Below are 13,376 nucleotides of genomic sequence, written 5' to 3'. Positions count from 1 at the left end.
CCCCCTATTCGCTGAGAGCAGAACAGCCGGCCACCGGGTATGGCGACCCGGGTCCGGCTGTTGTGCCCACTACTCGTGCGATGAATCAGTTCTCGTCGTTCTTGTTCTCGTCGTTCTCGTTCTCGCCGCCAGCGGTCGCCGCTGCAGCGACATCGTCCTCATCGGCCGCACCGAAGAACTCGTCGGTGTCCACGGTGGCGCCGCTGGTGTCGGTGACCGTCACCTCGGAGACAATTCCGGCGAGCGCCTTGCCGCGGCGCACGTCGGCATAGACCGCGCCGACCTGGCCGGCACTCTGCAGTTGCTGAATGAACTCCTGCGGCTGCATGCCGTAGCGCTGGGCCTGGAACAGGATCTGCTGGGTGAGCTCGTCCTGATCGACCTCGGTCTCCTGCTGATCGGCGATCGCGTCGAGCAGCAGCTGGGTCTTCACCGACTTCTCAGCCTCCTCGCGGGCCTCGGCGTCCCACTCCTCGCGAGTCTTGCCCTGCGCCTCGAGGAACTTTGCCACCTGCTCGTCGTCGTGCCCGAGTGCGTGCACGATCTGATGCTGCTGACCCTCGACCTCTTCTGCGACGACCTTCTCGGGCAGCGGGACCTCGACCTTGGCGAGCAGCTCCTCGAGGACCTTGTCGCGGATCGCGTTCGCCTGCTCCATCTTCTTGGACTGCTTGACCCGGTCGACGAGGCTGTCGCGCAGCTCGGCGACGGTGTCGAACTCGCTGGCCATCTGGGCGAACTCGTCGTCGAGTTCGGGCAGTTCACGTTCCTTGACCGAGTTCACGGTGACCGTCACCTGCGCCTGCTCGCCCGAGTGGTCTCCGGCGACCAGCGTGGTGGTGAACTCCTTCGATTCGCCGGCCTTGACACCGACCAGGGCCTCGTCGAGGCCCTCGATGAGCTGACCGGAACCGACCTCGTGCGACAGACCCTCGGTGGAAGCTTCCTCGACGGCCTCGCCGTCGACGGTTGCCGCCAGGTCGATGGAGACGAAGTCGCCCTCTTGCGCGCCGCGGTCGACACCCTTGAGTGTGCCGAAGCGCGCACGCAGCCCCTCGACCTGCTCATCGACCTCGGCGTCATCGATCTCGATGGTGTCGACCTCGACCGCGAGGGTCGAGTATTCCGGCAACTCGATCTCCGGGCGGACGTCGACCTCGGCGGTGAACGTGATGGGACTGCCGTAGATGAGCTCGGCGAGATCGATCTCGGGCTGGCCGATGGCCTTGGTCTCGGTCTCTGCCACGGCCTGCGAGTACTTGCCCGGCAACGCGTCGTTGACCACCTGGGCGAGGATCGAGTCGCGACCGACGCGAGCCTCGATCAGCTTGGCGGGCGCCTTGCCCGGACGAAAGCCCGGGATACGGATCTGCTGGGCCAGCGAACGGTAGGTCCGGTCGAACTCGCCGGACAGCTCCTCGAACGGGACTTCGACATTGAGCTTCACCCGGGTCGGGCCGAGCTGCTCGACGGTGCTCTTCACGCCTGCTCCTTACATCTGCATTTCTGCGTCGGTGTCATTGGTCTGTGCGTATCTGTCGCGGGCGTGCCGCCACCACATCGGTCGGGATGACAGGATTTGAACCTGCGACCCTCCGCTCCCAAAGCGGATGCGCTACCAAGCTGCGCCACATCCCGGTGGCCTGATGCCCCACGCCCGATCGATGACCGACGAGACGCAGAGCAGGGCCAACAGAAGATAGTACGTGCCGGGTTGTCGACCACCTAAACGGGTGGGCACCGGCAGCGCGGCGATACCCGGCAAGACGCGACTCGCCGAGTGCGATTTCTGGTTGGGACATCGCATTGGGTACAGTCTTGGACGCACGCGACGCCGATGGCGATCCCACCAGGTGACGCGGCACGCGGGTGTAGCTCAATGGTAGAGCCCTAGTCTTCCAAACTAGCTACGCGGGTTCGATTCCCGTCACCCGCTCCACCAGACCGGAGGCCCGATGGGGCCTCCGGTCTTTTGCTTCCATCGGGCGAGACGGCTACGGGAGTCGTCTGTGATGGACGTCACTGTGGGCGTAGGCTTGGGGCATGTCTTCCAGCCACGCCAAGAGTCAGCGCAAGTGTCCGAGCTGCGGAGCCAACCTCTACGTCCGCAAGGACGTGGTGCAGTCGGACGCCGGGCCGAGCAGGGTCGACGTGATGATCGTCTGCCGGGACGAGGCATGCTCGGAGCCGGCCCGCCACCTTCGCACCGAACACCCGCAGCCGGCCTGACCGGTCGGCGGCCGGCACGCGCGCGATACGCGCGCGTGCGGTTCGCCTTTGACGAGTTCGCACCCGGCGTTGTGGTTTTTCGGGCCGATGGCCGATGATGGACTGACGATGGGACTCAGGGGGTCGGTGTCCGTCGAGAACCGACACTGCATTTCCCTGGGGGGATCCATGACCGAATCACGTGGTGGGCACCGACGTGCCACCAACCGCTCCGGGCCGTCCGCATTGCGTGGCGCTCTGATCCTGGCCGCCATCGTCGCCACCGTCATCGGACTGCTGGCGGGCGCCCCGAACGCCACCGCCGACAACGTCGCCCTACCGACGCCGCTGCGTGACCGGTTCTACGACGCACCGCCGAACCTGGCTTCCCTCGCACCAGGCGAGATCATCGCCACCCGGGATCGCCCGAACCCGCCGGGCTTCTTCGATGTGCGCACTTACCAGTTGGCGTTCCGCTCGTCGGATAGTCAGGGAGAGCCCATCGCGGCCGTGACCACGGTCCTGGTCCCAACCCGCAAGACGGCCGACGGGCCGCTGCTGTCGTTTCAGCACATCATCAATGCGACCGGCTTGGAGTGCGCACCGTCGCAGGCGCTCTGGACCCAGGACCCCAACCTGGCGATCCGGGAGGCCCCCGGCCTCAACGTCGCCCTGCAACAGGGGTGGGCGGTGGCGATCCCCGATCATCTCGGACCACGCAGCGCCTACGGGGCCGCGAAGCTCGGTGGTCAGATCACGCTGGACAACATCCGTGCGGTGAAAGACTTCGGTCCCGCGAAGTCCGCCGACAGCCCCATCGGTCTGGCCGGCTATTCCGGCGGCGGGATGGCCACCGCGTGGGCGGCCGCGCTGGCACCCACTTACGCGCCCGACCTCGACATCGCGGGCGCCGCGTACGGCGGGGTGCCGATGAATCTGCTCAAGATGGCCGAGGGCCTGGGGTACAGCACGCCGCATCCCGCGTTCGGGCTGGCCTTCGCCGCCGCCATCGGAGTCTCCCGCGAGTATCCGAAGCAGATCCCGATGTGGCAGCACCTGTCACCGCTGGGCAAACAGATGTACCTGGGTATGCGCAATGCTTGCACGAACGACATCTTGCGACTCGGCGCCGGTCACGACGCCCAGCAGGTCACCGTCGGCGGTCGGGCGATCTTCGATGACCCTGTGGCCCGCCGCGTGGTCGAACAGAACAGCCTGTCGCTCTACCGCGGCATTCCACGCACCCCGATCTTCGAGTGGCACAGTCCCACCGACGCCCTGATCCCGGTGTCCTCCATCGACCACACCCTTGACCGCTATTGCCGCGCCGGCCTCCCGGTCGAACGGATGTCGACGCCGTCACCTGATCACCTGTCCGCCGCGCTCATCGGATTGCTTCCGGCGTTCCGGTATCTGCAGGATCGCTTCCAGGGCGTACCGGCACCGAGCTCCTGCTGAGCTGCCGACTCTGCGCTGGTTCGGTTGCCGCGTGCGCGCGACCCGGCCGAGGAGGCGTGATGGTGATCACACAGAGCGGGTCGTCCGACCCGCCCACCACGCTCTTCACCCTCAGACCCAGCGCAACGTCCATCGTTCGACGACTGTTACGCTGCTCGGCTTTGGCCCGAAGGCAACGTTTGTGTAACGATGGTTGCGCGCTCCGGGGGATGCGCTTCAGTAACTCAAACTGCAAAGGTCTCTCAGTGTTCACATCGAAGACTTCTCGTCGCGCCCGTCGCGGCACGACCCGACGTGCGGTTGCCGCCGTGATCGGCGCCGCTGCCGTGATGCTCATGCTGCCGATGACGGCGGGTGCTGCACCGGTCACCGTGATCCCGGGCCTGCCCCCGGTGGAGATCCCGAACATCCCCGGTGTGCCGCAGATGCCCGGCACCCCATCGACGCCGCAGACCACCACCCCGACTCCGGAACCGACGCCGTCGACACCGGAGACGCCCAAGGGTCCGGCGATCCCGAATGTGAAGACCTCGACCGGTTGGATCGCGCTGGCCGACGACGCCACCCACCAGATCACCTGGTGGCACAACGGCAATCAGGTCAAGACGATGCCGATCTCGATGGGCTCCGACAAGCATCCGACTCCCAACGGTGTCTACTACACCAAGGAGAGCTACCGCGACATGTACATGGATTCGTCCACGTACGGCGTTCCGGTCGACTCGGCCGAGGGCTACCGGACCTACGTCGAGTACGCCACCCGCATGTCGTGGGACGGCATCTTCATCCACGCCGCCCCGTGGTCGGTGGAGCAGCAGGGCCGCAGCAATGTGAGCCACGGATGCATCAACGTGAGCACCGCCAACGGCAAGTGGGTGTTCGACACCATCCCGCGTGACACCCCGATCGTGGTCCGCGGAACCATCGGCCCGGACTACATCCCCGGCAGCTGAAACAAACGCACTCAACACAGGTCAGGCCCGGACAGTCGTCCGGGCCTGACCCATGTTGTGGGCTGTCGTCGGGCCGGCCATCGTCAGTCCGGTAGCGGCGACCCGGCGTCCAGATCGAGCCGGTGGCCCTCCGAGCGCACCCGCGCGATCGCACGCATCTTGTTCACCGCGTCCAGGGCGGCCACTTTGTATCCCTCGGCCAGGGTCGGATAGTTGAACACCGCATCGACCAGGTAGTCGACCGTACCGGCCAGGCCCATCACGGTCTGACCGATGTGCACCAGTTCGGCCGCGTTGCTGCCGAAGGCGTGGACTCCCAACAGTGTCCGGTCCTCGGCGTGCACCAGCAGCTTGAGCAGGCCATACGAATCGCCCATGATCGCACCGCGGGCCAGTTCCCGATACCTCGCCACCCCCACCTCGAACGGGATGTTCTGGGTGGTCAGTTGGTCTTCGGTACGACCGACGAAGCTGATCTCCGGGATCGCATAGATGCCGATGGGCTGCAGGTCGGCATCGGTCGCACCGACGGGTTCGTCGAAGGCATGGTAGGCGGCCCGCCGCCCCTGCTCCATCGACGTCGCCGCCAGGGCCGGAAAACCGATGATGTCGCCGACCGCATAGATGTGATCGACGGTGGTGCGGAAGTGTTCGTCCACCTTCAACCGCCCCCGCGCATCGGCGGTGAGGCCGGCCGCCTCTACTCGCAGCTCGTCGGACACCCCTTGCCGACCGGCCGAGTAGAGGACCGTATCCGCCGGGATCTTCTTGCCCGACTCCAGGATCGTGAGGGTGCCCGAGGGGTGGTTCTCCACCGTCTGCACCTGCTCGCCGAACCGAAATGTCACGCCCCGCTCGCGCAACTGATACTGCAACGCCTCGACGATCTCGCGGTCACAGAAGTCCAGCATCGTCGGTCGTCGCTCGATGACGGTCACCTTGGTGCCGAGCGCGGCGAACATCGACGCGTACTCGATCCCGATGACCCCGGCGCCCACCACGACCATCGATCCGGGGACGCGGTCGATGGCCAGGATCTGGTCGGAGTCCACGACGGTGACCCCGTCGAACTCCACCGTGGACGGACGTGCCGGACGCGTGCCGACGGCGATGACGAAGTGGTCGGCGGTGACCCGCTTGAGATCACCCGTCGCATCCTCGATCGCTATCTCGTGCGGGTCGACGAAGTACGCGTTACCGATGAGCATGGCGACCGAGTTGCGGGCCAACTGGTTCTGGATGACATCGATTTCTTTACCCACCACATGCATCGTCCGGGCCGAGAGATCCGCGACGGTGATGTCGGACTTCAATCGGTACGACTCGCCGTAGAGTTCTCGCTGGTTGAGTCCGGACAGGTACAGCACCGCTTCCCGCAGGGTCTTGGACGGGATCGTGCCGGTGTTGATGCACACCCCACCCACCATGTGGCGTCGTTCGACGATCGCGGCGCGCTTGCCGAGTTTCGCGGCCGCGATCGCCGCCTTCTGGCCTGCCGGACCCGAGCCGATGACGACGACGTCGAAGTGGTCCACAATTGATCTCCAGTCGGTGAGTGCTCGACGCGCCGGAACACCTGGCCCTCGACGCTGCTGATCACCGATCAGTCTCGCGCAGCGACGCTCAGGTCACGACCCGAAAACCACTCGTTCGGCGGGATTTAACACCACCGAAGCAATGGCGCCCGGCGCAGGTTTCCCGTCTGCCCTCACGCGACCAGATCGCGGAGACCGGCCTCGTGGGCCTCACCGACCTCGGAGAAGGTGGCGCAGACCTGCAACCACGCGGCGAGCGCCTCGCATCCGGTGGTGTACGGATCGGTCAGCGAGTGCCGACGATAGGGTTCGCGTGCATACGAGGTGTGTCGCCCACCTCGTCGGTTGCGCACCTCGATCGTGCCCCAGCGCAGGGTGTTCGGCAGGTAACCGAGCACCTCGCGTGCAGCCGCGACCAACCGCGCCCCGTCCCGGACCATCTGCCGAAGCCCCAGGGAGGTGCGGCCGGCGTTCTGGAATGTGTTGTGTCGCAGGACTGTCCACACGTGCGACAACCATTCACCCCAGTACCCCACCGCGAGGGACGGCGTGATGTCAGCGATGTCGCGAACGAAAGAGTCCGAGGATGCGTTACAGATCATGTCCTCGACCGCGCCGACCCAGAAGTAGTCGATCCCGCTCGGAAGTTCCGGCCCACCGCCGGCCACTCCCCACCCCGCACAACCGGGAACCGCACCCGGCGGCTGGTGGGGGTCGGCCACGAAGCCCACCGCGATCACACGTGCGATCGCCGGGTGGTCAGCATCGGCGAGTTGCCGCAGCGCGTGTCGAATGACCACTGCCCCTTGCGAATACCCGATGAGGGCAACGGGGCCCTCCGTGCGAATGAGGGCCGTGCGCAGATTGTCGACGCCGATCTCGACACTGCGCAGATAGCTGATGCCGGCGAGATCGGGGGCCGGACCGTAGCTGGCCGGGTAACCGACCCAGCGACACCGGAACCGCGCATCGAGCCCGAGGGTGACGCCGGCCAGCAGGCCGCTCACCTCCGTACGGGTGTCACCCGCGAACGACTCGCCCGTTCCGCCGACCACCAACAGGGTCACATGTCGATCGGCCTGGTCGATCGATTCGGTCAACCCATTCATGACCCCATCATGGCGCGCATCGATGTGAAAGTGCATGAGCGACACTGAGGAGCCCCTGTGAGCTCGGGACACCGTAAGGCACATCACGCCTGGTCAGGTTGATTAACCTATTCGTAATACGGAGAATGGGTACACGAGAGCACAGTCAATTCAGGAAGTTGTACCGGCATGTCCATCGCACGTCTTCGTGCCCGTTTCGTTCACACCAGCAATCGCAAGCTGTATGACCGCATCCACGCCGTCGGCAGCAGCACCCAGCGCGATGAGCTGCTGATCATGGCCCAACGCGCCGAGCTACGCTGACCCACAACACTTCTCCCGCTCGGGAAGACCTCAGATCTGACAGGTCGGACACCAGTAGAGGTTGCGGCCCTCCAACTCCGCGGTCCGCACGGTCGTCGCGCAGATCCGACACGGTTCGCCCGCGCGCCGATACACGTAGGTTCGCGGCCGGTCCGGTGCATACGACCCGGGTCCGCGATCGTCCTCACGTCGGACCACATGGATGCGGCCGCGTCGCACCCCGATTCGCATGAGTCCGACCAGATCGTCCCAGACCGCTGCGACATCGGCGCCCGGTACCGACCGCCCCTCGCGGTAGGGATTTATCCGGGCCCGGAACAGCACCTCCGCGCGGTAGACGTTGCCGATTCCGGCGACCACCTTCTGGTCCATCAGCAGCGCTCCGATGGACCGGCGTGATCGTGCGATGGCGGCGAGCATCGGTGTCGGATCGGCGTTTCGGCGGAGCGGATCGGGCCCCAACCGGGCGATCAACTCGTCGAGGTCGGCCGGCGTGAACAACTCACACGCCGTCGGGCCACGCAGATCGGTGCCGACCTGCGGACCCTCGATGCGCAGCCGCACCTGCCCCACCGGAGCAGCCAGAGGTGCCGGCGCTTCGGTGAAACTTCCATACAGCCCCAGGTGCACGTGGATCATCCGCCGGCCCGCCCGCCCAGTCGTGCCGACCGGGCGATAGTGCTGGATCAGATGCTTACCCCATGCCTCGGCCTTTGCGAAGACCATGCCGTCGACGACAGCGGCGCCGTCGGCGAATCGGCCTTGAGGACTGGACACCCGCACCGGCTCACCGCCGAACACTCGTTGCTGACGACGCGCCAGACGATGCAGGGTATGACCCTCGGGCATGTCGGCTGCTCCGCTGCGGCCGGTGAATCAGTTGGCGCCGGGCACCGCAGGCGCCTCGCCGGTGCGCTCGTACTCGGCGAGGATGTCGATGCGGCGCTGGTGGCGAGGTTCTTCCGACCAGGCCGTCGCGACGAACGCGTCCACGATCGCGAACGCCTCGTCGGTGCTGTGCATCCGCCCACCGATGCCGATGAGCTGGGCGTTGTTGTGCTGTCGGGCCAGTTGCGCGGTTTCCACGCTCCAGGCCAGCGCGCAACGCGCCCCCGGCACCTTGTTCGCCGCGATCTGCTCGCCGTTACCGCTGCCGCCCAACACGATTCCCAGGCTGCAGGGATCGGCGACGGTCCGGCGGGCCGCATCGATGCAGAAGGCCGGATAGTCGTCGAGCGCGTCGTAGACGTGCGCCCCGCAGTCCACGACCTCGTGGCCGGCCGACCGGAGGTGGTCGGCGATGAGGTTCTTCAGTTCGAATCCGGCATGGTCGGCACCGAGGTAGACACGCATGGCGTCACTATAGATTGGTCGCGTGGACGCACAATCGCCGATACCCAATGTTCCCGGCGTCGCCGATCCCTCCGCCGGCCAGATCAACAGGTCCGGCGGCGACCAGCGGCCGATCCCGGCGGGCGAGACGCCTCGTGACGGATTCTGGCTGCCGCCGGCCCACTACGCGGGACGTCCGCGGCTGCATCCGTGGGAGATCCCGATGCTGATCGCCGTCATCACCGTGACCCTGGTGGGATATCTCGCCATCGTCTGGCTGGTGGTCCTCGGCACGTTCAGTGACTATTTCCTGTTCCTGCTGGCGCTTCCGTTGGTCCTGCTGCTCATCCGCGGTCTGACCTACGCACAGCCACGGGTCAACGGCGTGCAGATGACACCCACCCAGTTCGCCGACGGCCACCGGATGGTGGTCGAGGCGGCCGCGCGCTACGGCCTGGAGTATGTACCCGACGCGTATGTGGTGCTGGGCAACGGCATGATCAACGCCTTCGCCTCCGGCCACGGCTTCCGCCGGTTCGTGGTGGTGTACTCCGACCTGTTCGAGGTGGGTGGGCGCGCCCGCGACCCGCAAGCCCTCGAGTTCATCATCGGCCACGAGGTGGGCCACATCGCCGCCGGACACACGTCGTATTGGCGCCAACTCGCCACCAGCGTCGGCATGAACATCCCGTTGGTCGGCTCGGCGCTGTCCCGGGCGCAGGAGTACACCGCCGACAACTACGGCTACTACACCCGACCGGCCGGTGCGCCCGGCGTCATCGGCGTCCTCTCCGCAGGCAAGTACATGCTGTCAGCGGTGGATTTCGACCAGTTCGCCGATCGCGCCACACAGGAACGTGGCTTCTTCACCTGGGCGACCAATGCGTTGGCGACCCACCCGGTGCTCACCTGGCGTGCGGCCGCACTGCGTGACCGCACCCGGGCGGGTGCGATGCTGTTCCGCCCGCGCACCATCGTGCGCGGGGTGGGCAGCGGCAATGTCGTCGCCGTCGCGCCGCCGCCCCACCCGGCCGCGGTCGCCGCGGGATCGCTGCCGAACGGTCTACAGATGCCGCCCAAGCTCTGACCTCCCCGGGCGGAAGCCTCGATCAGTCGAACTGCGGCGACTCGTCGCGGGAGCGCTTGAGTTCGAAGAAGTGCGGGTACGAGGCGAGCGCAACCGCGCCGTCCCACACCGTGCCCGCGGTCTCGCCACGCGGAATCCGCGAGAGCACCGGCCCGAAGAAGGCGGTGCCGTTGACGTGGATGGTGGGCGTGCCGACATCGTCGCCGACCTTGTCCATGCCCTCGTGATGGCTCGTGCGGATGTAATCGTCGAACTCCTCGGACTCCACCGCCGAGGCCAGCGCCGGGTCCAGCCCCACCTCGGCCAGCGATTCGGCGATCACCTGATCGAGATCGTCGATGCCCTTGTTGTGGATGCGGGTCCCCATCGCCGTGTAGATCGGGGCGAGGACCTCCTCCCCCCGCTGCGCGACCGCTGCCGCGATCACCCGAACCGGGCGCCACGCCGACTGCAGTTTCTCCCGGTACTCGTCCGGGATGTCCTTGTTCTCGTTGAGGACCGCGAGGCTCATGAGATGGAAGTTCACATCAATAGGCCGGACCTGCTCGGCCTCCAGAATCCACCGAGACGTGATCCAGCACCATGGGCACAACGGGTCGAACCAGAAGTCCACCCGATCCCGCTTATCTCCTGCTGTGTGCGTCGCTGCCGTCATGGAGCTCCCCTTCCGGTATCCGAGGTCAAACCACTTCCCCAACTGCAACCACGTGACTCGCGGATCATTCCCGTTAAGCTGGCCAGCGGACCGCGATTCGAGAGGTGGATGAACCCGACTGTGACTGCTCCGAACCTGACCAGAGACCAAGCACGCGATCGTGCCGCGACGGTCGACGTCGGCAATTACGCGATCGAACTCGACCTGACCGATGGTCAGGGCAAACCCGGTGTGACGACCTTCCGATCGGTGACGACGGTGACGTTCACCGCGACCGCCGGGTCCGACAGCTTCATCGATCTCGTCGCCCCGAAGCTGGTCTCGGCGACCCTCAACGGCACCGATCTCGACGTCTCCGACTTCGATGAATCCGAGGGCATCAGGCTGCCGTCGCTGGCGGCCGAGAACACCCTGACCGTGGTGGCCGAATGCGCGTACTCGAACACCGGCGAGGGCCTGCACCGGTTCGTCGATCCCACCGACGAATCGGTCTACTTGTACTCACAGTTCGAAACAGCCGACGCCAAACGCATGTTCGCCTGCTTCGACCAGCCGGACCTGAAGGCCACCTACACCATCACCGTCACCGCGCCGGCGGACTGGAAGGTGATTTCCAATGCGGCACTGGTGAACACGCTGCAGGCCGAAACCGGGCCGAACGGCGAGCGCATCCATCGGTTCCGTGAGACACCGTTGATGAGCACCTACCTGGTCGCGTTGATCGCCGGTCCGTACGCGGAATGGACCGACACCTACAGCGACGACCACGGCACCATCCCGCTGGGCATCTACTGCCGCGCCTCGCTCGCCGAGCACATGGACGCCGACCGCCTGTTTACCGAGACCAAACAGGGATTCGGCTTCTACCACAAGAACTTCGGCATCCCGTATGCGTTCGGCAAGTACGATCAGCTGTTCGTCCCGGAGTTCAACGCGGGCGCCATGGAGAACGCGGGCGCGGTGACCTTCCTCGAGGACTACGTCTTCCGTTCCCGGGTGACCAAGTATCTCTACGAGCGCCGCGCCGAGACCGTTCTGCACGAGATGGCGCACATGTGGTTCGGTGATCTGGTCACCATGGACTGGTGGGACGACCTCTGGCTCAACGAGTCCTTCGCCACCTTCGCGTCGGTGTTATGCCAGTCGGAGGCCACCGAGTACACCAACGCCTGGACCACCTTCGCCAACGTCGAGAAGTCGTGGGCCTACCGGCAGGACCAGCTGCCCTCGACACATCCCGTGGCCGCCGATATCCCCGACATCGCGGCCGTCGAGGTGAACTTCGACGGGATCACCTACGCCAAGGGCGCGTCGGTGCTCAAGCAGCTCGTCGCCTATGTGGGACTGGAGGACTTCCTCGCCGGTCTACGTGACTACTTCTCCGCGCACCAGTTCGGCAACGCCACCTTCGCAGATCTGCTGTCCGCGCTGGAGAAGTCGTCCGGACGCGACCTGTCCGATTGGGGCACCCAGTGGCTCAAGACGACCGGCATCAACGTGATGCGACCGGACTTCGAGGTCGACAGCGACGGGAAGTTCACCCGCTTCACCATTGTCCAGGACGGGGCCGCACCCGGGGCCGGCGAAACCCGCGTACATCGTCTGCGGGTGGGCGTCTACGACGACGACGGCTCGGGGACCCTCACCCGCACCGCCAGCGCGGAGCTCGACGTCGAGGGTGAACGTACCGACGTCGCCGATCTCATCGGGGTCGGTCGTGGGGCTTTGGTGTTGCTCAACGACGACGACCTCACCTACGCATCGGTCCGTCTCGACCCCGAATCGTTGGCCACGGCCACCGCGCGGATCGGTGACATCGCCGACCCCATGCCGCGGACGCTGGTCTGGTCGGCCACCTGGGAGATGACCCGTCAGGCCGAGATGGCCGCGCGCGATTTCATCGAACTCGTCTCGCGCGGCATCGCCGCCGAATCCGAGATCGGTGTGGTGCAGCGCGTGCTCATGCAGGCGACCAGCGCCCTGGAGGCCTACGCCGACCCGGGCTGGGTCGCGCAGGAGGGTCGACCCGCGTTCAGCGCCCGCCTGCTGGAACTGGCGCGCGGCGCCGGCGATGGCTCCGATCATCAGCTCGCGTTCGTCAACACCCTGCTCGCGGGCCGGTTGAACGACGATCAGGTCCCTGTCGTGCGCGCCCTCCTCGACGGGACCGATCCCGCCGACCACGGCCTGGCCGGTCTGGTGGTGGACACCGACATGCGGTGGAAGTTGGTGCGCGCATTGGCGACCGTCGGTGCGATCGACACCGACGCGGCGTCATCCCCGGTGATCGACGCCGAGGCAGCCCGCGACAACACCGCCACCGGGCAACGGCAGGCGGCCGCCGCCCGTTCGTCGCGCCCGCTCGCCGAGGCCAAGGCGCAGGCATGGCGTCAGGCCACCGAGGACGACTCGTTGTCGAACATCTACACGCGCACCATGATCGAGGGCTTCGCTCGGCCTGGGCAGGGTGAGCTGCTCACCGATTACGTGGCCAAGTACTTCGCCGCCGTCCCCGACATCTGGGCGCGTCGATCCAGCGAGGTCGCGCAGACCGCGGTCATCGGGCTCTATCCGCACTGGGCCATCGACGAGGCCGCGCTGTCGGCCGCCGACGAGTTCCTGGCCGCCGATCATCCTCCCGCCCTCAAACGGCTGATCTCCGAAGGCCGCGACACCGTCGCGCGATCGCTTCGGGCGCGCCGATTCGACGCCGAATCGGCGTCCTGACGCCGGTGA

12 protein-coding genes and 2 tRNA genes are annotated in these 13,376 nt (G+C 66.3%); 7 read left to right on the top strand and 7 right to left on the bottom strand.

Features of this window, described 5'->3' with window-relative positions; genetic code table 11:
* Nucleotides 1-85: 85 nt before the first annotated feature.
* Together tig and VX037_RS15950 are read right to left on the bottom strand one after the other, a co-directional pair.
* Nucleotides 86-1,483, bottom strand: a complete 1,398-nt coding sequence (gene tig, locus VX037_RS15955) for a trigger factor (protein ID WP_328714926.1) — start codon at nt 1,481-1,483, stop codon at nt 86-88.
* An 81-nt stretch (nt 1,484-1,564) separates the two neighbouring features.
* A tRNA-Pro gene (locus VX037_RS15950) sits at nt 1,565-1,638 on the bottom strand.
* Nucleotides 1,639-1,865: 227 nt separating this feature from the next.
* Here VX037_RS15950 and VX037_RS15945 point away from each other — a divergent pair.
* The 4 genes from VX037_RS15945 (at nt 1,866) to VX037_RS15930 (ending at nt 4,619) form a co-directional block, all read left to right on the top strand.
* A tRNA-Gly gene (locus VX037_RS15945) sits at nt 1,866-1,939 on the top strand.
* A 104-nt stretch (nt 1,940-2,043) separates the two neighbouring features.
* Nucleotides 2,044-2,229, top strand: coding sequence for a hypothetical protein (locus VX037_RS15940; protein WP_328714924.1), 186 nt, complete (start codon nt 2,044-2,046; stop codon nt 2,227-2,229).
* Between the two features lie 168 nt (nt 2,230-2,397).
* Nucleotides 2,398-3,666: a lipase family protein gene (locus VX037_RS15935; protein ID WP_328714922.1), complete on the top strand. Its 1,269-nt coding sequence runs from the start codon at nt 2,398-2,400 to the stop codon at nt 3,664-3,666.
* A gap of 245 nt (nt 3,667-3,911) precedes the next feature.
* Complete coding sequence (locus tag VX037_RS15930) at nt 3,912-4,619, top strand: L,D-transpeptidase (RefSeq protein ID WP_266061269.1); 708 nt, start codon at nt 3,912-3,914, stop codon at nt 4,617-4,619.
* A gap of 83 nt (nt 4,620-4,702) precedes the next feature.
* Here the strand turns inward: VX037_RS15930 and sthA are convergent, their stop codons facing one another.
* Together sthA and VX037_RS15920 are read right to left on the bottom strand one after the other, a co-directional pair.
* Nucleotides 4,703-6,154 carry a Si-specific NAD(P)(+) transhydrogenase gene (gene sthA, locus VX037_RS15925; protein ID WP_328714920.1) on the bottom strand — a complete coding sequence of 484 codons (1,452 nt, stop codon included), beginning with the start codon at nt 6,152-6,154 and terminating at the stop codon, nt 4,703-4,705.
* 173 nt (nt 6,155-6,327) lie between these two features.
* The gene (locus tag VX037_RS15920) at nt 6,328-7,263 is read right to left on the bottom strand and encodes a PE-PPE domain-containing protein (protein ID WP_328714918.1); all 936 of its coding nucleotides are present in this window, start codon (nt 7,261-7,263) and stop codon (nt 6,328-6,330) included.
* A gap of 168 nt (nt 7,264-7,431) precedes the next feature.
* On the opposite strand from VX037_RS15920, the gene VX037_RS15915 reads away from it, so the two are divergent.
* Nucleotides 7,432-7,566: a hypothetical protein gene (locus VX037_RS15915; protein ID WP_266061267.1), complete on the top strand. Its 135-nt coding sequence runs from the start codon at nt 7,432-7,434 to the stop codon at nt 7,564-7,566.
* Between the two features lie 30 nt (nt 7,567-7,596).
* Here the strand turns inward: VX037_RS15915 and VX037_RS15910 are convergent, their stop codons facing one another.
* Both VX037_RS15910 and VX037_RS15905 read right to left on the bottom strand, forming a co-directional pair.
* Nucleotides 7,597-8,415 carry an Fpg/Nei family DNA glycosylase gene (locus tag VX037_RS15910; RefSeq protein ID WP_328714916.1) on the bottom strand — a complete coding sequence of 273 codons (819 nt, stop codon included), beginning with the start codon at nt 8,413-8,415 and terminating at the stop codon, nt 7,597-7,599.
* A gap of 27 nt (nt 8,416-8,442) precedes the next feature.
* Nucleotides 8,443-8,919, bottom strand: coding sequence for a ribose-5-phosphate isomerase (locus tag VX037_RS15905; protein WP_328714915.1), 477 nt, complete (start codon nt 8,917-8,919; stop codon nt 8,443-8,445).
* Nucleotides 8,920-8,941: 22 nt separating this feature from the next.
* Here VX037_RS15905 and VX037_RS15900 point away from each other — a divergent pair, with 22 nt between their 5' ends.
* Nucleotides 8,942-9,985, top strand: a complete 1,044-nt coding sequence (locus tag VX037_RS15900; RefSeq protein WP_328714913.1) for a M48 family metallopeptidase — start codon at nt 8,942-8,944, stop codon at nt 9,983-9,985.
* A gap of 22 nt (nt 9,986-10,007) precedes the next feature.
* Here VX037_RS15900 and VX037_RS15895 read toward each other — a convergent pair whose 3' ends face one another.
* Nucleotides 10,008-10,640, bottom strand: a complete 633-nt coding sequence (locus VX037_RS15895; protein ID WP_328714912.1) for a mycothiol-dependent nitroreductase Rv2466c family protein — start codon at nt 10,638-10,640, stop codon at nt 10,008-10,010.
* Between the two features lie 120 nt (nt 10,641-10,760).
* Between VX037_RS15895 and pepN the strand changes: the two genes are divergently transcribed.
* Nucleotides 10,761-13,367 (top strand): aminopeptidase N, encoded by a 2,607-nt coding sequence (gene pepN, locus VX037_RS15890; protein WP_328714911.1) that lies wholly within the window; start codon nt 10,761-10,763, stop codon nt 13,365-13,367.
* Nucleotides 13,368-13,376 lie beyond the last annotated feature (9 nt).

The sequence above is a fragment of the Gordonia sp. Z-3 genome, from assembly GCF_036233855.1.
Classification (GTDB): domain Bacteria; phylum Actinomycetota; class Actinomycetes; order Mycobacteriales; family Mycobacteriaceae; genus Gordonia; species Gordonia tangerina.
Note: the sequence above shows the minus strand (reverse complement) of the source record. Positions and strands in the feature narration are given on the sequence as shown.

Coding starts and splice junctions, on each gene's coding strand:
- VX037_RS15905 (WP_328714915.1), bottom strand. CDS start 8,919: ATGCGTGTCTACCTCGGTGCCGACCATGCCGGATTCGAACTGAAGAAC.
- VX037_RS15935 (WP_328714922.1), top strand. CDS start 2,398: ATGACCGAATCACGTGGTGGGCACCGACGTGCCACCAACCGCTCCGGG.
- VX037_RS15895 (WP_328714912.1), bottom strand. CDS start 10,640: ATGACGGCAGCGACGCACACAGCAGGAGATAAGCGGGATCGGGTGGAC.
- VX037_RS15940 (WP_328714924.1), top strand. CDS start 2,044: ATGTCTTCCAGCCACGCCAAGAGTCAGCGCAAGTGTCCGAGCTGCGGA.
- VX037_RS15910 (WP_328714916.1), bottom strand. CDS start 8,415: ATGCCCGAGGGTCATACCCTGCATCGTCTGGCGCGTCGTCAGCAACGA.
- VX037_RS15920 (WP_328714918.1), bottom strand. CDS start 7,263: ATGAATGGGTTGACCGAATCGATCGACCAGGCCGATCGACATGTGACC.
- VX037_RS15915 (WP_266061267.1), top strand. CDS start 7,432: ATGTCCATCGCACGTCTTCGTGCCCGTTTCGTTCACACCAGCAATCGC.